Source organism: Marinobacter sp. G11, assembly GCF_021282325.1.
Classification (GTDB): Bacteria; Pseudomonadota; Gammaproteobacteria; order Pseudomonadales; family Oleiphilaceae; genus Marinobacter; species Marinobacter vinifirmus.
Window position 1 is genome coordinate 1 of the sequence record NZ_JAJSPB010000042.1, and the last position, 19,077, is coordinate 19,077.

The following is a 19,077-nucleotide window of genomic DNA, read 5'->3' on the forward strand; positions in this document are numbered from 1 at the left end:
CGTGACCAGCGATTCCGGAAAAACGTCCAAAATCGGTCACGATAAAACGGAATGAGCGGTCACGATCACCCGGAACAGGCGGTCACGTTCAAACGGAATGGGCGGTCACGATGGGCCGGAATATGCACACTGGTCATATATGTCTACTCTAGCACGCCTGTCATTTATGTCTAGTAGAATAACACAGATCGCTGGATAAATAGGGCAGGGAGTGGGCGGCGGGAGAGGTGAGCAGAGTTGGGCCGTTGGCTAAAGCTCTCAGCCCCAGAAAGAACACCTGAAACCCCGGGGCGGGCTTCGGCCCTTCCGGGGCCCTGCTGGTTCGTGGTTGCGCTTATCGGCTGCGTGATATGCTAGGGGGCTGGCATTATCAGAAATGCCAGGCAAACAAATAGGGCCAGCAAACAGGAAAGGCCTATTATCCAGACTAGATATTCCACGATAAGAGCTTTCCAAGAGGTGCCAGAGTGTCTTTCACAAATTGCGCTGGCGATAATCTCAGCCCCTAAAACACTGCATGCTATCCACAGATAAGTAGTCGCAATTGTTAGCTCATTGGCATAGGTGACCGCTGAAAGGCTCCCTGCCGCAAATAATGCCGAAAATAATAATGGAGTCCGTAACGGCTTTGGCAGTAATGACGCAAATGTTGAAGGCATGCGTATTCCCACTTTCAGACTGTTGTCTGCACGCCTAGTTCTGCTTTGCGTGCATCGATACGTTCACGCTGATAGGTCAAAATCTCGCTCGCGTTATCCGGGGTTATCCCTCCAGGATATGCCTCGTGTAAATCAGCCTCCGCCCGTTATTCTCATTCGAGCCGCGTACTGGGTTTCATAGCTCATAGACGCACCTTCCGTCGTTTTCCCATTACTTCGTTGGCTCAAATTCTTCGTAGCCAGCGAATAATTTTAGTGTTCGATCATCTTTATCCCACACGGCCACAGGCGCACCCTGGTTATCGACTGACATTTTCTTAGCCTGGCGCTCTGCTTCAGCCAGATCTGTAATCGAGGGATCTTTAGGCTGGGGGTTAAGGAATAGTCCGTATCGGTATCGTTCGCTCATGCCCGGGTTCCAATTACTGTTCGAGGATCTTTCGCAGCAGATCGGATGCGTCGTACATCCCGAGACGGTTGGCCACCGCCCTCAGGTCGACAAGTTGGCTGTTCAAAGAAGGTAGGATTGGCCATTGCTGCTGCGCTAAATACAAGACCCGCCAGAACGAAAGCCATCTTCTTCAACATACGCTTTTCCTCTTTCAAATCACGCTTATCACTTACTTTGTACCGACAAAACTTTGTATGTGTTATCGCTATTTCCCTTCAGTCATCCCTCCGTTCATATACAGTTACCAAGATCCCCTCACCCGAACTTTCTCTCAGCACTTGATACACGAAAGAAGAGGTCGGATGACTCCAATATTCTGTTTTGTTGTCGTCCCCATATTTTCTTGCCTTATGCGCCAGTACCCGTTTACCTGGATCAATTTTCCGCAATTCCGGGTGCATCAATCGGCCAACAAGAGAGGCCCAGGGCTTCTTCGGGTCACCGGAGGTTATGCGCTCCTGGTAACGGTCAACGGCATGCTGGGTCACCAGGATTGTCCCCATGGCCGGGGTTTCTACCGGGTCGAAGGTGCGGGCATAGACTTCTCTTTTGCCATGGAGAACCACCGGGGTTTGTTCTTCTGGTGTGGCCATCAGATCCCGGCTCTGCGACACCTCAATGGCGACACCCTTCATGCGGTTGGTGAGAAAGGCTGCGAATTTTATGGCGTGTTTCTTGTTGGATTTGCCGAGAGCGAGTTTTTTAATCGCACCTTTTGACACAACCAGCTTGTAGCCGTTGCCCGATCCAGGTTCCCGATTGAAAACCTTCTTCTCAAAAAGCAGGTACTGAAGAGCAATCAATTCCGCTATCAGAGCTGCGTCCTCATGCTCGAAATCCAGCTTCACATCAAGGATGCCCTTTTTGGTCGTGCCGGTACGCCAAAATACGCGGGCCTCGGAATCAGTTCGTTTTTCGGAAAGGGTATTTAAAGTCATCATCGGATCTATCTCCTGTTGCTGAAACGCAGATCGGCCACGCCGCCAGCGTCTCGTTTATTTATCAACGTATTCAGGTTATCACGGGCTCCGGAAATGCAACCCCTACCCTTCTCAGACTTTCTGGTTGGTTAATTAAGCTTCGAGAGGAAGAAGGATTGCGCCGGGTGGGTAAGGTGGAAGGAGAGTGGCGACCACCCGTTAAGCATTAGGTGGCCGCTCATCAATTGCTATTACTTAGAAGTGCCGTCCGTAGCCAGGTTGAAACAATCTCGGAAATCATTAATCCATGGCGTAGTGTCATTGAAGAAAGGCAGGCCCAGCACCTTGTAATCGCTTCCTTGGAAGACGGTTTGGATTTTGGCCTCACCCTGGATCTGTTTAAGGAAGTCCTCTTTCCATTTCTCCTGGTCAGCTAGGTGCGTACCTTTAGGCTCGATGAAGAGCTGCATTATGGTTTCTTTCTTATCGGCTGAACGCCGCAGAAACAAAATGAAGTCGGGCTCAAACGCCTGGCCATTCTCAAAGGCAAACAGTTTTACTGCCTTTTCGTTTCGGAGAAGGTGGAAATCATCATAATGCGATCTCAGCATCTCGGCATGATCGTTCAGGAATTTGATGAATTGCTTTTCCTGATCAGTACCGTAACTGTCATCGTAGACGTACCAATCTTTGGCAGTCAGGTCTATCTGGTCGATGCCCGGCACATTGCTTTCGCCTTTTACCCAGCTCAGGCCAGTCTCCCCTTCTTTTCTCAATTTCAGCGTTGTATCGGTGAAACATTCGCTGATCTTTTGCGGTTCAAATCGCTTGGTTCCAACAAACTCCACGCTTTCTCGCTTCACACCGTTCTCAATTTGGTGCAGCACATACTGTGTGATGCTGAGCTTTTGCGCTGGCCCCAAGGTATCGAGATCATCCGCCAGCCCTCTGACCGATACCACGGTGTTGCCTAGATAGGTTTGGGAGGTGATGAACTCCGAGGTACTGGAAAGGTTCGGGAAGTATGCCTTCAGATTGTCGAAATGGAAAAATCTGTTGGAATCCAGGGCAAATCGAATGATCGGCAATCCAAACCCCGCCAGCGCAAAGTCGCGGCTTACCGGCTCCTTGGGCTTCTCAGACGGAGTTGACGATGCTTTGTCATCGAATGCAGATTTTTCTGTCACTCGCCCGGTCATAAGATCGGGATACGTGAAGGCTGGGTCTATCTTATAAGAGCCCAAGCCAATAACATCTTTGCGCTGATTCCTTATCCTGGAGTTGGCCCAAACATGGCCATTTTTATACAGAAAAGATTGTTTGAAGCTATCCTTCAAGCGAAGGTGAACCCTTCTGGTTGTGTCGTCCAGCATGCCCGTTTCACGGAGCGCATTCCGTATATCCTGGATGTATTTCGGGTTATGCGAGCAGTGGTAATGAAGCTCTTCAAGAATCCGTAGAGGATTATCTACCGCATTGTCGTATTTTCTCTTCTCCCTCGCTGCATCTGGTTGATCTGGAGCCACGAAAGGAAAATACCGTGCGCCCCGGCCTATCAACTGAGCTTCCGCCATAGTGGTTTTGCCAACCTTGTTGGCTTTACCGTCCCTTGTGTCGTAGAGGCGCACAATGTCAAACAGGTTTAATACATCCCAGCCTTCATTGAGCTTATCAACTGCGAAAATCACACGGATCTCATTGTCTCGATCCTCAAGCGCGTTTAGTTCAACCTGCCTGTCTTCGAGATCCTTGATATTGTTGACGTTCACGACCTTCTCAGAGGAAAAGTCTCGCCGTAACTCCAAAACAAAGTTGGCTGCGCTCATGCCTCTCTCATCCATGATGAACTCGAAGGCACGGGAGAGTGTGTCGTCAGCTTTAGATGCAGTCCTCAGCTTCAAAATGTCTTCTGAGGAAAGCTCTGAAACCATGTCGGTAAATAAAGCCTCGTTCTCACCACTTTCTTTAATAGTTTTGGACTTCATCAACACTACAGGTTTGCAGTGGAGCCCATTGGCCTCTGCCACCTTGCGTCGATACTGGCTCAGCACCATAGCCTGCATCATCCGCTCCTTCGGTGGAAGGTCGGCCTGGCGCAACTCTATGTCCTTGGAGTAACCATCTTCTCGGAATTGCTTCAGTGCATAGTCATAGATGATTTTGTCGTGGTATTTCTTCCTGATGGCATCATGCGAAAGATCCACAGTTGCCGTGAACTCAAGCAGCATGTTCTCCGGGTGCTGCTCAAAGATCGCTGAGACGGTGCCTTCCCAGCTTACCTTTTCTTCGGCCTCGCCTTTAGTCAGGGTCTTCTTGGTTTCGGCGTTCAGGTGGTGGGCCTCATCAGAAATCATCGCCACCTTGTATTCCCGAAAATCTTCAACTGTGACCGAGTTTTCCTTGGGTATCTGCATCCGGGTATGCAGCCCCTGGATTGTCGTGAAGTGGATGTTTATTGCTTCTTCACTCACAGCGTCGAATGTATCTACAGAACGCACTTCTACCGGCTTGTCGTCGATCCGTATCTGCGGAGCAAACAGGTGCTTGGCCGATGCAGGGTTTAAAAAATTCTCCCTTGTTTTCTCGATGATCTGGGCCGAATTCACGAAAAACAGGAAGTTTCGATACCCTCTCCGGTACAGATCCATTATAAGCGCGGCCATGAGCACGGTTTTACCGCTGCCAGTCGCCATGTGGAACAGCAGGTGTGGGTTGCTCGGACGGTGAGGGAAGTCCTCAATGTAATACAGATAGCGTTCGAGCGCCGTCACCTGATAGGGGCGCAACGTGATCGAGGACGCGAGATTATTCGATATACAGTCCGGGATGGGCTTCTCCAACAAACCCAGGTCAGCAGCGCCATTAAGCTTATCGTTTAATGTCTGGCTCATGGTGTTACCCCATAGAACGAGCGGGTAGCGGCAACATCATCGGCTGAAATATCGAAGTCAGCATCTTTTAAGGACGACAGATTGATATAGAGGTGGTTCATGTCCAGACAATCCATCAGTACCCGTTTTGCATCATCTAGCGGCAACGACTCAAACACATCAATATCGAACGAGCTCAAATCCATGTCATAACGCAGGAAGCCTGTAGCCTGGATCTCCTGATAAATCTGCTTTAGGGCGGTCATATCCTGAGAAGATTGCATTTGATCAAGGAACATCGAATTCGAGGCTGCAAGTTCTGTATACACAAAGGAACCTCCTCCAGACCACTCCAGAGGCTTTGATACTCCGCCCTGCTCACCATCAATGACTTTCTTTAATCTAGTCTTTGTGAGCGTTTCGATGTAATCCATTTGTTCAACTGCAATCCATTGTCTATTCATTTTCTGCGCAACAGCCGGTGTTGTTCCTGAGCCAGCATAGAAGTCGAGAACGATGTCACCAGGATTGGTTGCTATTTGAATAATTCGACTCATAAGCCGCTCTGGTTTCGGCGTAAACTCTGAGGCTTCGCTCGTACCTACAAGTGCTTTCAGCTCTTTTTTAGCCTGCTCATTCGTCCCTGCGTCTTGGTGTGGCCACCACGTTGAAGATTGAATTCCATTTTCCTCTGACAGATATTTTTTCCGCCTTGGCTGGTTGTTCCCCTCCTTGCCAAACCACAGGCGGTTCTCTGCTTCCAGAGTCCGGTATTCCTCTTCCGTAACCTTCCAGCAGTAACCTTCTGGCGGATAGAATTTATTCCCGGACGGAGAGGTGATCCAATACATTTGTTTTTCACGCCCCCACTTGCCATTCTTCTTTTGATTCTGTGCAGTGAAATCGCGGTGAACCCATGGGCCTTTAGGATCATTATCAGGGTTTTTGTATTCAGCCCTTTGTTTATCAGTCATAGGAAGCCGATTTGCGCTTTCCTCAAATATTGTTTTAAAAGTTCCATTTGCCCGTTTTGTTGTTCCCTGCTCTCTCGCATATACAAGTATGTTGTCGTGTGCGTTTCCCAGTATTACGCGATCGTCAGGAGAAGTCCGTTTTTGCCATGCAATATGAGCAACAAATTTTTCTCGACCGAAGATCTCATCCATCAGCACCTTCGCATAGTGTACTTCGGTATCGTCAAGCGTGACGAAGATCGCTCCATCTCTTCTTAAAAGAGACTTTGCAACATCTAACCGGTTCCTCATGAACGTCAACCACGCTGAATGGTTGAACCTATCGTTATACCTGAACCCATCATTGCCAGTATTATAGGGAGGATCAATGTAGATGAGCTTAATCCGACCGGAATATCGTTCTTTCAATGAATGCAATGCGACAAGGTTGTTGCCTTTAATTAATAAGTTATCGTCAGACTTAATTTCACCTGCTGCGGTCGGCTGATCCGCTTCCACCGCACCCTGATCCCATCGCTGCCAGTTCGTCATTACTTTCGGCTCAAAAAATCGGGTAATGTCATCGGGTGCAAGCGTCGTGTTCCAGAAAATCTCGCTCCTGCCATGGTCTTCCTTCGTCATGCCCCCTTCCAGGACGCAATCTTTATACGGCCATACCAACGAAACATCACGAGACTGGCCAAGGTAGCTGCCATTGCCATCCATCAGGCCGATACGGTTCTTGAATGCAGTGTAACTGTCCGGAAGAAACGCCTTGTTTGACACAAATTCTTGGAACTTGACCTTATCAAACACCATTGTCCCGGAAACATCGGTGAAAAAGTGATCTTTGATTTTTTTCGACTGCAATAGGATTTTCAGTAATGCGGGATCCAGGTTCAGTGCAGCTTCGATCACCGCGTTTTTCAGGATCGCCCCGTCCGAGATGAACGACTGGTCTTGCTGGAGGAGGTTTTCGAGGTCTTCAAAGAGATTTTGCAAGGTTCACTTCCCTAGTACCTGATGGTTTGAGCTCAAAATGGACACTTTATACATCAGATTCCCTCTCGACCAGAGTCAGGTCACGGAAACCCGCCCCACCCCCGACTCAGGCCACAAACAAAAAAGGCCAACCCCGAAGGATTGGCCTATTTTTTTCGTGAAAGTGTTTCAATGATACAGGTTGCCTCTTCCGCGTATGGGCCGGTGATATTCACCGGCTGCCGTTGCGCGAAATGAACAACTCTATATATGCGTTGGTAATGATCGACCCGGCGATACCGCTGTCTCAACAGATCTCTATAATCCTCACTGCCCCCTACCCAGCCCGAAGGCGGGGTAAAGGGATTTACAGGGTCTGCGCCCGGCGTGGTGTCGATAGTGCGAACATCAAGCACGGGCATAAGCATAACCTCCGAACAGTGAGGCATAGATTCTCTGAGCGGTCGGGAAACCTTCGGTTCCCTGCGAAATCAAAACATCATTCCAGTCAACACCTTTGCCATTCTTGGGAATGGGCAGTTTTGGGGTGATGACCGTTGCTTTGATCCCTTCCTGCTTGAGACGAGCTTCCAGCGCATGCGCTGAGGTTTGGCCGGTAAGCGACTTATCTTTGTCGGCCCAGATCAGGACAGTATGCACACCTTCCGGAACCTCGAAAGCTTCCATCAGCGTTGCACTGACTGTCGCCCATGTTGGGATCTGAGTGGCCTTAAACGCAGACAAGGCGGTTTCTACACCTTCAGCAACACCGATAATGCCGGATTTCGGTTCGCCCAATCGAATAGCGCCACCAGTGACCTTGAGATCATCTGGCACAGGCATCATCTTTTTGGGCTCCGGAACTCGGGCTTTCTTACCGGTTTGCGTCAGGTAGATCCGGTGGAGAGTAATCACTTGCCCGGCTTTGTCTCGGATGGCGCATACGAGAGCGGGGAACTTCCCTACTTCGTTACCATCTTCGTCAAAGTATGACAGAGCGGGATGAACCCGCAGCGAGTCACTCTCTTCGATCCTGTTCCAGCGAAACACGAGGCCTCGGTTCTGGAAGTAGGCTCTCACCGGTTCATTGCACTCACTTGAGAGCGGGAGGCACTCCTTTTCCCAAATTTGAGTGATTTTTTCATGGAGGCGAGCACTGTATTTGCGCTGCCGCTCTGCCCGGCGCTCCATCTCTTCCTGCAACTCCATTAACCAGGGCTTGGACTTCTGCATCAAAAGAGGAATCACCTTTGAATCCTCCGATGCTGCACCATCCTGCACCGGCTCAGGCTCTGGCTGCACATGAGGCGTGGCCGGAATCGGGATTACTGACTCCTGAGCGGCACCTCCTCCAGCACAAGCGACCTGACGTTGGCGTTGCTGCGGTCGAGCGTTGTTTTGCTGCTGCTTTTTTTCTTTCCAGGTCAGTTGTTTTTCAACACCCAGAAATTCACCAACAGCGGCAAGCGTTTCCTTGAATGACCAGTTGTTGAGCCACATGAGCAACTCAAAACCATCATGACGGGGGCCGCAGGTGTTGCAGTACCCGCCACCAGTCTCCAGGAAGTCTTTTTTAAACACTCGGAAGCCATCCTTTCCACCATGAATCGGACAGGCAACGTGCTTACCTGGCCGCTTCAGGGCTTCCTCAGCGTGGGGCGCAAGCGCCGACACGATAAAGAGCCAATTGCCGGAGGCTGCTTCACGAACGGTTTCAGCTTTGTAGTAGGACATGATTTTCTCTCCTTTTGCTACGGAACCCCGACATCGAGGCTTCCGCAAGCCTCCAGTGCTGGGGGCTTACGGAAACCCCGACACCGGGACTGCATCAGGGGAGATCTCCCAGCAGGGAGGGACTCCCCGGTGGGATTAATTAATGAGTGGTGGCACCCAAGCGGATACCAGCCATTTTTTCAGGAAAGCAGTACCTGGACAGGTTTTGGCTTCGTGCAACCGAAGCAGAAACTTTCCGGATCTTCGGTATGCCTTTCCCACGGTATTTCTTGTGGGCGAGGTCTATCGCTTCATTTTGGGAACGGGCCACGGCATAACCGTAGACAATATCCGTAAACCCAAGACCGATAGAATGAACCGTTTTCTCGAACCAGATCCCCAAGAAGAAGATCTTGAAGCCTGGTCGAAGTTGTTGCCGAAGGGCCATGATTACACTCCTCTCGAATCAGAAGGGCGCAATCATCCCTGGCCGGGCAATTGCGCCCGGTGGGGCTTTTTCATTTGAAGTGACACCCAAAGCCAAGCTTCAGGGTCTAATTGATATGCTATTTATTTATTGAGGCCAGCTACCTCCTTTACTCTCACCGAGGAGAGCAAAATCTGATTACCATTATATCCGGGATTCAGAAACAAGGGTAATCAGACTTGGATGCAGGAGGGAGAGACTTCTCCCTCCTGCATGGTTTACGCAGCTCTCACGTTCAATCTTTGGATCTGGCTTCTGGCCGCGTCCATGGCATTTTTTAGAAGCTCCCAGCGGAGCCCGCCATAGTCTTTGTCGTCAACATCACAAAGAAGGCCGTCCACGCAATCCTGACCAAGCACCACATCGGTTTCCCGATCCCGTACTTCAGCCTCAAGACTAACAACGCGCTGTGTGCCGTCAAGCATGCCCTGGATAGCGTCTTTTTTAGGCTCATCGTCCCAACCATCCATTGCATACAGATCCCGACACGGCTGTTCAAGAAGCCGTACAACAAGGTTTCTGGTGTGAAACTCCCATACGACCGCTTCTTCTGAAGACATCCCCTCAAGGATCTTGTAACCCTCAGCCTCAAGCAGTCTTGAGGTGTGAGGGATGTCTTCTTTCAGTGCCTGACAGAAACGCTCCCAGATCTCTTCCCAGATCGGAAGAACATCGTGAGTTAACCCTTCAATGCCAGTAAGTTTCTCAACATCTTCCCCTTCCGAAAAAACGTGATCGAATGGTTCTGAGTCGTCATACAGGCTCATGGTGTTGAAATGTGAATAGTGATGCCCGAAATCATTCCGGGCTATTTCAAGCCCGCAACATCCGAACGTTTTTATCACATCCACCATGATGTCCAGATGCTTCTGCGCCAGCAGGTTTTTCACCCTTTCGACAGCGGTCAGGCCATCGGCATGTGGCGACAACAGACGCATCATCAACGGCCTGAGCGAACTCTCCGGGATGCTCCCATAGAATGCCATTCCATCACCTTGGCAATGCCCAAGACTAAACTCAACGGTCAGGTCATCGGGGTAGCCAAGCTCTTTCAGGCGGTTCTGAAAATGCTCTTCAAGAAACTGTGTCATTTGAACACCTCTTCAGGATTGAAGGGTGCTATTGCCCCATAGAGGCATAGCACCCCTATGGGTTGGGTTGGTTTGTTCCGCCAGCACCGAGCAGGTGTTACGCACACTGTTTTTCGGGTTGCTTCACGAAACGAGGGCCAATCAATTTGGCTGATTTCATCTCTTCAAAGTTGCGCGGATAACGCACCTCAGAGACATTGCCGGTTCGGATGTCTTCCGCTTGTGTGGGCGACACCAGACGTTTGCCGTGGTTAGTCTCAGCGTAGTACCAGTCCGCATAAAGCCCGTAAGCCTCACGTTGATACTCCGGCTTCTCCAGGTTGCTTCTAATAGCCGCACTGAGCGCATCAGCCACCACCTGATCCTTGGTGATGACATAAAACGCATGCGAAACCGTCAGAAAGTTACCAGAGAACGTTGCAGCTCCAACCCAAGGCAAATACTTCCTTGCGCTCTCTTCACCACGCTCTTTGAGCAACGGATCGAAAGGCACAGGCTCGTAACAATGGTATTGTTCAAAGCTTGGATCCAGCACATCTTTGGCAAGAACCTCCAGTAGAACCTGGATGTCATCCGGTGTGTCACCGGCCCACTTGCTCCCGTTAGTCAGGATGAGTGTTTTGCCATCAGTACGTGTCAAAGCCTGATCGAAAATAGACATTGTTCATTCCTCGCAAATTAGGAGGAACGCATCCCCAGCCGGGGCGCGTTCCCCGTGGGGTTTATTTATGCTGCGTCTTCATGACCATCGTCGTCGTAGAAAAAGCCCTGCTCAGGGCACATCTCCGACTCGGGAAGATCTTCGTAGACAGCATCAGGGTCAAAGCTGAATTTCAGTGGGTACGGAAATTTCAGAATGTCTGAAATGTCCACGCTCTCGAACCGACCATTTCTCCGCAGTTCATTTGCGCTTGCACCGTAACCTGGAACTTCCTGATCGAACGTGATGCCAGCATACTTGCCTGGAACCAGCTTCCGCGCATCGAAGAAATATGCCAGATCTCACCTGTTTCGGTGTCACGGCATACACTCCCGCACTCCAGACTGATCCCCAGCATCGCTCGCTCTTCATGAGTCAACTCACAAAGGTTGAGCCCCAGGTATTCAGCGTTCTGTTCCAGAAGCCACTGGTAAGCATCCACACCACCAAATTTGCCATAGCCTTCATAGGAGGGCTTAGCAATAGGCTGTTGCCCGTTTGGCTGAAGCATATACACGGTAACCGGAGGGCGGTTCGCGTAGATGTTCGGAATGCTCTGTTTTGTGTCAGCAGTTTTCCAACTGAAAAAGCCCATGTTTTCTCTCCTTCTGAGCAAAAGAGAGACAACTTCCCCCGTAGGGGAGCTGTCTCCCCGTGGGGTTGGGTATTACTTCAAGTGATCTCAGGGCCAGACGAGCGCCTGCGCACGAGATCTATTCACTGAGAATCAACCGTCGAGCCCGTAAATCACGGCAGAGCCAGGCTCCAGCTCCATGATTTGCGCACTACCTTCGGTGATCAGCTCTTGCATGTACCCTTGATCTGCCTGGGGCACATTGCTGCAATGCTGTTCCCATCGGGAAAGCAGAGCCTGTGTGGCTTCAGCCTCGTCGCGGCCCAGACCTACAAACTCAAAATTCCCGGTATCAACGATCATCACAATCATTTTGGGTTCACCTGTCGATTGATTCATGAGAGATCTTCAGAGATCTGACCAAAGTTCACTTCAGCCTGCTGGCCATAGCTTTCCTTGATCACACCAGATTGCTCTACCGATACAAACAAGGTTTTTAGCAAACCTGTTTTTTTTGACCGGTAAATGACACTGACATGCTGATCTCTGAACTCGTTTGAGAGAACCGATTTAAGCTCCTCTAATGAGGCGCAAAACCGGTCATTCCCAAAGTTTTTGATTTGGATAGGTTCAGGCATCAGTTCCTCCGGATAGCAGTTTATCAACCGACTGCCCGAGGCCTTCCCCGAACCATTCATCCAGGGCCGCCACTTCCGGGAAGTCGCTTTTGATCTGGATGACGATTTGCTCCATTTTGCCAAGAGCGTCTTCAAACTCGATTTTGTTTCCTGCGGCCACCTCCAGTTTGCACTTGATGTAAGCCGCATAAACGTCACAAGCCTTAACAAGCTGCTGCTCATAGCCGCCCGGAGCAAACGCTTCAGATACCGGATCTTTCAGTGAATCCGGCAGCGTTTGAACAAGGCGATCTTCAGCCGCTTTTTCCAGACGCTCAAACTCCCGCTTGAGAACGGGGTTGGCCTTCTTTACGGGGGTCACAACATCAGAGCACAGAACCTCTGCTGCATCGTGCAGAACTGCGTGAGACAGCATTTTTGCTATATCCACCTCTTTGCCTTGCTGCTTGGCGATATTGCCCGCCAGCATGGCCAGAAGCGTTACAACGGCACTGTGCTCAAGCACTGACTCCGGCTGGAGGGAGTGCATCAGCGACCAGCGTTTGATGAGTCTTTGGCGCATTGCGAGCGCCAAGAATCCATAGGTAGGATTTTCCATGGTTACCTCCAGAATGCCGGAGGCACACCAATCCCCAACCGGGGTTTGATGTGCCCCGATTGGGTTAATTTGAATGCTGTTTTTGGCCAGCTACCGTGACATGTCAGCAACGCTGACAATACCTCAAGAATACCGCCCGATGGCCATGGCAACAACTCTGCATTTGCCTTTTTTGGGCGCACAAAACTTTCACATGTGAAAAAGCCCGGCGATATTGCCGGGCTTGGGTTAGTTCAAGATCAGAGGAGTAACACCGGTCAGAAAGCCCAGGATCCCCAATAAAGCGCCAGCGATACCCAAGCGAATGGATAACTGAACGCTTTGGTCAGGATGCTGCCAGAACCACTGCCAGACTTCCCACCGTTTTGCCCTTCTGATTTCCAGGTCTACCGGTTCCTTAAACCGGATGTTGAGCGCATCTACCCCGTCATAATCAAGGCCTACCGCATTTTTACAGATGCCCAATCCAGAGCTGCCCATGGCGTATCTCAAGATTTTGCTGCCATCGACATTGTTGACAATGACAAGGGGCTCTCTGCGGAAAAAGCGGGCTCGATCTTTCCGGGTGGAGTCCATGTTTCGGTTATTCAACCGGACAATGCTGTTTTGCAGACCGCTGTCAGCCATCGGTAAACGCACGACTGTTTCTACTTTCATGGCAACCTCCACAAAAGAGCCGGGGCGCAAACCTTTCGGCTGCGCCCCGGTTGTTTCAATGAATCAATCCAGCATCGACCTTGATTCTTCCATCGCCAGCAACGGCTGCTGGCACGTAGTAACAAGGTTCACTCGCTGCACTTACTTCCTTACCTTCCGGGTCATAAAAGGCGATGTGGCTGTCTTTTGTATCGAAGCTGATGGGCATATTCACAACCTTTGCGGCTGGAGTGAGCTCAATGTAGCCCTCCCCGTCCACAACGGCGCTTGCCCAATGAAAATCGTCGCCACCGATAAACGGCTGCTCGATGTCCACGACTTCGACCAAGGCCGGTTTCAGGCCTTGCCAGCGCCACAGGCTGTCACCCAGCTCTTTCGCAACAGCTTCAAAAGCAGGGAAGATGACCGACTGCCCAAGAATCTGGTGGGCAACGGTATCTGACAGCCCCTCAATGACCGATTCCGGAATTCCTTTCACGCGGCTGTGCTCAACCGGTGTCAGGATCCTGGAAAGCGCGGGATTTTCTGGATTGACGATGAATGGCTCAGTGCTACGGCATTTTGCGTAGTCCCGGCCAATGGTTCCGCAGAACGACTCTTCACCCGTCAGAAGCTGACGGGAAAACCCTTTACCGGCTGCCTTATCACGCTTTTCTTTATCCGCCAGGTAATCAAATGATTTCCAGCGATCAGAATCGTGAGCAACGGGCTCCAGGATGTCTTTAAGTTGCGCTTCTTTCTTCCGTACCGGTAGAACATTTTCCAGGTCAAACCCTTCAATGCCCTTGGACACGGCAATCGCGCAAAGCCGTTTGCGTTTCTCCAACACCCCAAATTCGTTGCCATCAAGAATGCGTTCCTGAAGGTCATACCCCAGGGATCCGAGCACCGAGCGAATAACAGCCATAGAGGCGGTATTCTGGTACTCCGGAACATTCTCAATCACAACCAGTGAAGGGTTGAGAACCTCAACAAATTGCAGGAAATAGAAGAACATAGCTCCGGCTGCCTCGTGAGACTCGGCAAACTCAAGCTTGTTCTTGCTCCGGCCAGACTTTGAAGCACCTGTGCAGGGGATCCCCCCCACTACCAGATCCACTTGTGGTGGATTCCGGCTCATGTTCACAGCCTGTATCGGTGATTCAATCACCATGGAGTTGTCATCCCACAACTCGGGATTGTTCCGAAGAGACGAATCCAGATACTTTCCTTCCAGCTCTACTGCGACAGCAACTTTGCTGGAGATCCCGGCATTCCACAAACCTTTGTGGAGGGCCTTATCAAGCACACCACCTCCCATAAAGAGGCTGCATACCGATAGCGGCTCTCCACTTTTCAGCTTGTTGGCCAACCGCTCTACCCGCTCTTTGACCTTTTGATGCTGGTGATGTGCGGATACAACGATTTTGCCGTTTTTGATAGCAACGCGGAGCATCTCCACGCCATCAAAGATTTCCGCCAGCTCTTGCGCAGTCAGATCAATGATCGGTAATACCCGGCCATTGCGCTCACGCTTACTGACAGTAAACCGTCCGGTGTCCTTCACATGAAGCAGAACCTGAGAATCCTTGATTTCCAGGTCGTATTTCATGCCAGGGCGATAGCCTTCGCGGATGAGCTTTTGGCCTTCGAGCCAGATCCGCTTTTTTCCGCGATGCTCACCGAGCTTGGTGTTTATGATAGTTGCCATAGGTGTTCCTCCAGAATTGGAAGGGCCACCTATCCCCAACGGGTAGGTGGCCCGTTGGGCGTTACGGACTCTGCCGTGGAACCCCGGCAGGCTTCACAGGTCAGCAACCTCCTCAAGACGGTCTACAAGGTCGCCTGTTCGGTTTCTGGGGGTCATACCCAAAACCGTTAGGCCGCCAGCAGTTTTCGTCTTGGAGAGATACTCAGGAGCCACAGGAACCCATTTGGTTTTCCCGAGGCAAAACTTCGTATCTTTGGTCAGACCGTTAATTTCATCTTTCCGGAACGTGATTTCCCCTTTCCCGTTCTGGTCAACGCGCTGACTGGTGCCATAGGCCAGACAAACGCGCTTCCCTTCAGGGTCAGCATCAATCACGAGAACCGGACGGTATTTTGGGCCTGGTTGATGAGGGTGTTCATCCTCTGGCAACCAAGCGAACAGGACAGCCCCTACCAGGGCCGAAAGGTTGGACATACCTACCTCCGAGCCCTGATGGGCAGTTCTTGATATGGAAAACGACTACTTCTTCCAGGCTCCGTTTTTCACCAGAAAGTCCTCAAGTGACTTTCCGGGAATTGCCGGGCCTTCGTCGCTTTCAAAGTCTTGCATTCCAGACGAGATGAAGCGTTTTACGAGTTGCTCAACAGATATGCCGAGCTCTTCGGATCTGCGCTCCAGCCTCTCTGGCATTGTGGATCGCTCATTAAAGCGAATTTTTATGGTGGGCATACTCATCACCCTTTCATACGGGATCTTAGGCAATGGTAGCACACCATGTTTTTTTTCTTCTTGGGGCATGCACTCTCCTCTCAGATTGTGCTGCCAGCGCGCTTACCCTGACCGGGCAGGTGCGCCCGGCAGACGGGTTCATGTTGAAGACACGTTAGTCAGCCAGTTCCTGGCCGCTGTAAACATGCCCTATTCTCAAGCATTCCAACACATGCAGGTTTGTCACTTTGTTCCGACACCACAGGTCTAACAGCTCAGACCAGTCGCTTGGATAGTGCCCGGCGCATGCTTGTCGTTGCTTGGGGGTTTTTGCCTTGGCGAGTTTCTCCTGATACGCGGCTTTTGCAGCGGCTTCCGCTCGCTTATACAGCTCATCGTATATCTGGTTGAACTTCGCCTCGGGCAAATTCTTTGCATATGCCATGATGGTGTGTTCCTCTCGTTCGATTGGGACACACCATCCCAGGGGGCAGTGTGCCCCGGTGGGGTTAATGTAATTTGCTGTTTGTTTTCAGAGGCCAGCTACCTACTTTCACTCTCACGATGAGAGCAAAACTGTTTTTCCGGAACACTCCTTGCGGAACGCTCGGGAAAAACCGGTCAACCATATTGATTCTATCCAAACCGGCAGAAATGTCACCGCTCTATTTGCCCAAAAAAGAGGTAAATCCCGTGGACACGAAGTTCCACGGGATTTGTTTCAACGATGGCGAGAGGAGTTATGGTGATTTCTGGTGTACGGGGAGATAGAAGGATGGCGTATCCTGTTGATTGATTCCGGCAAGAATCACAACCCACAGAGAATGATACGCCATGACCCAGTCTACCCTGAGAGCGCTTTCACAACCAGAAGAACAGGTAACAGATCCGCTGACCGAGTTGTTACGCAGCGGTGCACGCGAGTTGATCGCACAAGCCGTTGAGGCCGAGCTCCAAGTGCTACTGGAGCAGCATGCTGAGCATCGGCTGCCGGATGGTCGCAAGGCCGTGGTGCGCAATGGCTATTTGCCCGAGCGTACCGTCCAGACCGGCATCGGCAATGTCGAGATCAAGGTCCCCAAGGTCAGGGATCGCAGCGGCTCCGGCGTCCGCTTCAACAGTGCTTTGTTGCCGCCATACCTGAAGCGGGCTCGAAGTGTCGAGGAGCTGCTGCCCTGGCTGTATCTGAAGGGGGTGAGTACCGGCGATTACCAGGATGCACTGGCTGCATTGCTGGTCGATCAGGCCAAGGGGCTGTCCGCCAACACCATCAGCCGGTTGAAGCAGCATTGGATTGATGTCAACGCCGACTGAATACTGACCCCTTTTGGGCGTAAAACGCCGAAGTAATTCTGACCCCCTGGGCCCGTCTGGTTATTCCGCTGCTGTGGCTGGTGATGGGGTCGCACCGGCTTTGCGTTTATCCTTGAGGCGATAGCTCTCGCCGCTGATTTGCACGATGTGCGCGTGGTGCAGGAGACGATCGAGCATGGCCGCCGTCAGCGTCTGGTCGTCGGCAAAGGTTCTAGCCCACTGCGTGAACGCCAGATTGCTGGTGAGGATCATGCTCCCGCGCTCGTAGCGCTTGGCGACGACGTTGAAGAACAGGTTAGCCTCCTCGCGCCCGAACGGCAGGTAGCCGACCTCGTCGATGACCAAGAGTCTCGGCCCCATGACGACGCGATTGAAGTACTCCTTGAGGCGTTCCTGTCGGTGGGCTGCCATCAGCTGCAACATCAGATCGGCAGCGCTGACAAAGCGCGTCTTGATCCCGTTCATCACTGCTCGATAGGCGAGTGCGATCGCGAGGTGTGTCTTGCCCACACCGCTCGGCCCGAGCAGCACGATGTTCTCTGCGCGCTCGATAAAGGTCAGTGCCGCCAATTCCTGGAGCTGCGTCCGTGGGGCACCGGAGGCAAAGGCAAAGTCATACTGCTCCAGCGTCTTCACCGCCGGTAGAGTGGCCATCTTCAACAGCGTCTGACGACTGCGCTCGCGCCGGGCCTCCTGCTCGGCCCGCAGCAGCTGTTCGAGGAAGTCGGCGTAGCTGACTTCCCTCTGCGCCGCTTGTTGCGCCAACGGCGACCAGTCAACGCCAATCCGGTCGAGCTTGAGGTCCTGGCAGAGCACCTGGATGCGTTCGTGCTGGAGATTCATGCCACCCCCTCCAGTAACTGGTCGTAGACGGAAAGCGGGTGTTGCAAGCTCTCATGCGGCAGTGTTTGTCCTGGCCGCAGACCGGGTACCGGAGCCGGTGCCGTCGATCGTGCCGGCAGCGGGAGTAGCCGTAAGCGCTCTTCGGCCAGGCGCAGAACCGGTTTGACGCCGGTGGTGCCATGTATCCGTTGCTGGGCAACCTCTTCGAGCCAGGGACCGATATGGGCATTGGCGGTGGCAACGTCCAGTGGCAATCCGGCGCTCTTGAGCGTAGCCGCCAGCGGCGTCACGAAGCTTTCTTTGAGGTAGCGATTGAAGCGTTCGACCTTACCCTTGGTCTTGGCCCGATAGGGGCGGCAGACCTTCGGGCAAAAGCCGTACTCTTCCGCGAGCGCCGCCAGCCGGGGATGCCAGCGGTGCTCACCCTCGCCATAGGCGTCTCGTTCCAGGATGATCGCACTGGCGTTATCAAACAGCGCCTGCTCGGGCACCCCGCCGAAGTAGGCAAACGCTGCCCGTAGTCCCTCGAGCCACGCATCGCTGTCCTCGCGGTCAGAGAAGCGGACGAAGCTCGCACGGCTGTAGCCGAGGGTGGCAACGAAGGCCTTGAGCGGGTGGCGGCCGCGACGGATGATGGTGAAGTCGACCTGCATCTGCTGTCCCGGTGCCGTCTCGAAGCGTACCAGCGGCTCCTCGGGCTGACGCTTGAACGGGGCGAGGTAAGCCTTGAGCTGACTGATCCCGCCGGCATAGCCTCGAGACTGGATCTCACGTAACAGCACCGTTGCCGGTATCCAGCGCGGGCGGGCCGCGTCAATCCGCTCCTGAAGATAAGGCTTGTAAGGGTCGAGCTTGGTCGGGCGCGGGCAACGCGGGGTGTAGCGGGGTCGCGTACGCTCAGCCCTCAGATACTTGCGAACGGTGTTGCGCGATAGCCCCAGCTCCCGCGCAATTGCCTTGATGCCATAGCCCTGACGGGCCAACACTTTGATCTCCACTGCTTGCTCCTGGGTCAACATCTCGGCGGCTCAAAACCGCCATTATCGCCCAGGGGGTCAATTTTGCCTCGGCGTCAGGGGGTCAGTATTACATCGGCGTTAACAGATTGACGATCACCGGCGCTGGTGTCAGCGTGATCTGAGCCAGAAGCGGTATGTGTACTGGTGGGCGGATGGCGTCTATAGCAACGTCCGCATGGAGGATCGCCTCTGCCTGCTGGTGATCATCGGC

General features: G+C 52.2%; 19 protein-coding genes and 1 pseudogene. 2 read left to right on the forward strand and 18 right to left on the reverse strand.

The window, feature by feature from the left end:
* Positions 1-870 precede the first annotated feature (870 nt).
* The 5 genes from LWH94_RS17665 to LWH94_RS17685 form a co-directional block, all read right to left on the reverse strand.
* Entirely contained in the window at positions 871-1,068 is a 198-nt protein-coding gene (locus tag LWH94_RS17665) for a hypothetical protein (protein ID WP_232903105.1), read from the reverse strand.
* Between the two features lie 257 nt (positions 1,069-1,325).
* Positions 1,326-2,051, reverse strand: coding sequence for a hypothetical protein (locus tag LWH94_RS17670; RefSeq protein ID WP_232903106.1), 726 nt, complete (start codon positions 2,049-2,051; stop codon positions 1,326-1,328).
* A 230-nt stretch (positions 2,052-2,281) separates the two neighbouring features.
* Positions 2,282-4,921, reverse strand: coding sequence for a DEAD/DEAH box helicase family protein (locus LWH94_RS17675; RefSeq protein ID WP_232903107.1), 2,640 nt, complete (start codon positions 4,919-4,921; stop codon positions 2,282-2,284).
* Positions 4,918-6,855, reverse strand: a complete 1,938-nt coding sequence (locus tag LWH94_RS17680; protein ID WP_232903108.1) for a DNA methyltransferase — start codon at positions 6,853-6,855, stop codon at positions 4,918-4,920. Before LWH94_RS17680 ends, LWH94_RS17675 begins: the two co-directional genes overlap by 4 nt.
* Before the next feature lie 387 nt (positions 6,856-7,242).
* Positions 7,243-8,568, reverse strand: a complete 1,326-nt coding sequence (locus LWH94_RS17685) for a DUF7146 domain-containing protein (protein WP_232903109.1) — start codon at positions 8,566-8,568, stop codon at positions 7,243-7,245.
* A 142-nt stretch (positions 8,569-8,710) separates the two neighbouring features.
* Here LWH94_RS17685 and LWH94_RS17690 point away from each other — a divergent pair, with 142 nt between their 5' ends.
* The gene (locus tag LWH94_RS17690; protein ID WP_232903110.1) at positions 8,711-9,073 is read left to right on the forward strand and encodes a hypothetical protein; all 363 of its coding nucleotides are present in this window, start codon (positions 8,711-8,713) and stop codon (positions 9,071-9,073) included.
* 179 nt (positions 9,074-9,252) lie between these two features.
* On the opposite strand, the gene LWH94_RS17695 is transcribed toward LWH94_RS17690, so the two are convergent.
* The 11 genes from LWH94_RS17695 to LWH94_RS17745 all read right to left on the reverse strand — a co-directional run bounded on the left by LWH94_RS17695 (position 9,253) and on the right by LWH94_RS17745 (position 16,135).
* Complete coding sequence (locus LWH94_RS17695) at positions 9,253-10,125, reverse strand: NgrC (RefSeq protein WP_232903111.1); 873 nt, start codon at positions 10,123-10,125, stop codon at positions 9,253-9,255.
* Between the two features lie 97 nt (positions 10,126-10,222).
* Entirely contained in the window at positions 10,223-10,786 is a 564-nt protein-coding gene (locus LWH94_RS17700; protein WP_232903112.1) for a pyruvate dehydrogenase, read from the reverse strand.
* 190 nt (positions 10,787-10,976) lie between these two features.
* A complete protein-coding gene (locus tag LWH94_RS17705; RefSeq protein WP_232903113.1) occupies positions 10,977-11,420 on the reverse strand; it encodes a hypothetical protein in 444 nt (147 codons plus the stop codon).
* A 132-nt stretch (positions 11,421-11,552) separates the two neighbouring features.
* Positions 11,553-11,771, reverse strand: coding sequence for a hypothetical protein (locus LWH94_RS17710; RefSeq protein ID WP_232903114.1), 219 nt, complete (start codon positions 11,769-11,771; stop codon positions 11,553-11,555).
* Between the two features lie 23 nt (positions 11,772-11,794).
* A complete protein-coding gene (locus LWH94_RS17715) occupies positions 11,795-12,037 on the reverse strand; it encodes a hypothetical protein (protein ID WP_232903115.1) in 243 nt (80 codons plus the stop codon).
* Positions 12,030-12,635 (reverse strand): 5'-deoxynucleotidase, encoded by a 606-nt coding sequence (yfbR, locus tag LWH94_RS17720; protein WP_114435355.1) that lies wholly within the window; start codon positions 12,633-12,635, stop codon positions 12,030-12,032. The genes LWH94_RS17715 and yfbR overlap by 8 nt, the downstream gene beginning before the upstream one ends.
* Positions 12,636-12,863: 228 nt before the next feature.
* Positions 12,864-13,292 (reverse strand): hypothetical protein, encoded by a 429-nt coding sequence (locus LWH94_RS17725; RefSeq protein WP_232903116.1) that lies wholly within the window; start codon positions 13,290-13,292, stop codon positions 12,864-12,866.
* Positions 13,293-13,347: 55 nt separating this feature from the next.
* Positions 13,348-14,982, reverse strand: coding sequence for a DNA cytosine methyltransferase (locus tag LWH94_RS17730; protein WP_232903117.1), 1,635 nt, complete (start codon positions 14,980-14,982; stop codon positions 13,348-13,350).
* Positions 14,983-15,075: 93 nt separating this feature from the next.
* On the reverse strand, positions 15,076-15,456 hold the full coding sequence (locus tag LWH94_RS17735; RefSeq protein ID WP_232903118.1) for a hypothetical protein: 381 nt from the start codon (positions 15,454-15,456) through the stop codon (positions 15,076-15,078).
* 45 nt (positions 15,457-15,501) lie between these two features.
* Complete coding sequence (locus LWH94_RS17740; protein ID WP_232903119.1) at positions 15,502-15,780, reverse strand: hypothetical protein; 279 nt, start codon at positions 15,778-15,780, stop codon at positions 15,502-15,504.
* Positions 15,781-15,865: 85 nt separating this feature from the next.
* A complete protein-coding gene (locus tag LWH94_RS17745; RefSeq protein ID WP_232903120.1) occupies positions 15,866-16,135 on the reverse strand; it encodes a hypothetical protein in 270 nt (89 codons plus the stop codon).
* 389 nt (positions 16,136-16,524) lie between these two features.
* On the opposite strand from LWH94_RS17745, the pseudogene LWH94_RS17750 reads away from it, so the two are divergent.
* Positions 16,525-16,989, forward strand: a pseudogene (locus tag LWH94_RS17750) (transposase); the annotation flags it as partial.
* A 75-nt stretch (positions 16,990-17,064) separates the two neighbouring features.
* Here LWH94_RS17750 and istB read toward each other — a convergent pair.
* Positions 17,065-17,847: an IS21-like element helper ATPase IstB gene (istB, locus tag LWH94_RS17755; RefSeq protein ID WP_176282987.1), complete on the reverse strand. Its 783-nt coding sequence runs from the start codon at positions 17,845-17,847 to the stop codon at positions 17,065-17,067.
* Positions 17,844-18,866: an IS21 family transposase gene (istA, locus tag LWH94_RS17760; RefSeq protein WP_232903121.1), complete on the reverse strand. Its 1,023-nt coding sequence runs from the start codon at positions 18,864-18,866 to the stop codon at positions 17,844-17,846. The genes istB and istA overlap by 4 nt, the downstream gene beginning before the upstream one ends.
* Between the last annotated feature and the right edge of the window lie 211 nt (positions 18,867-19,077).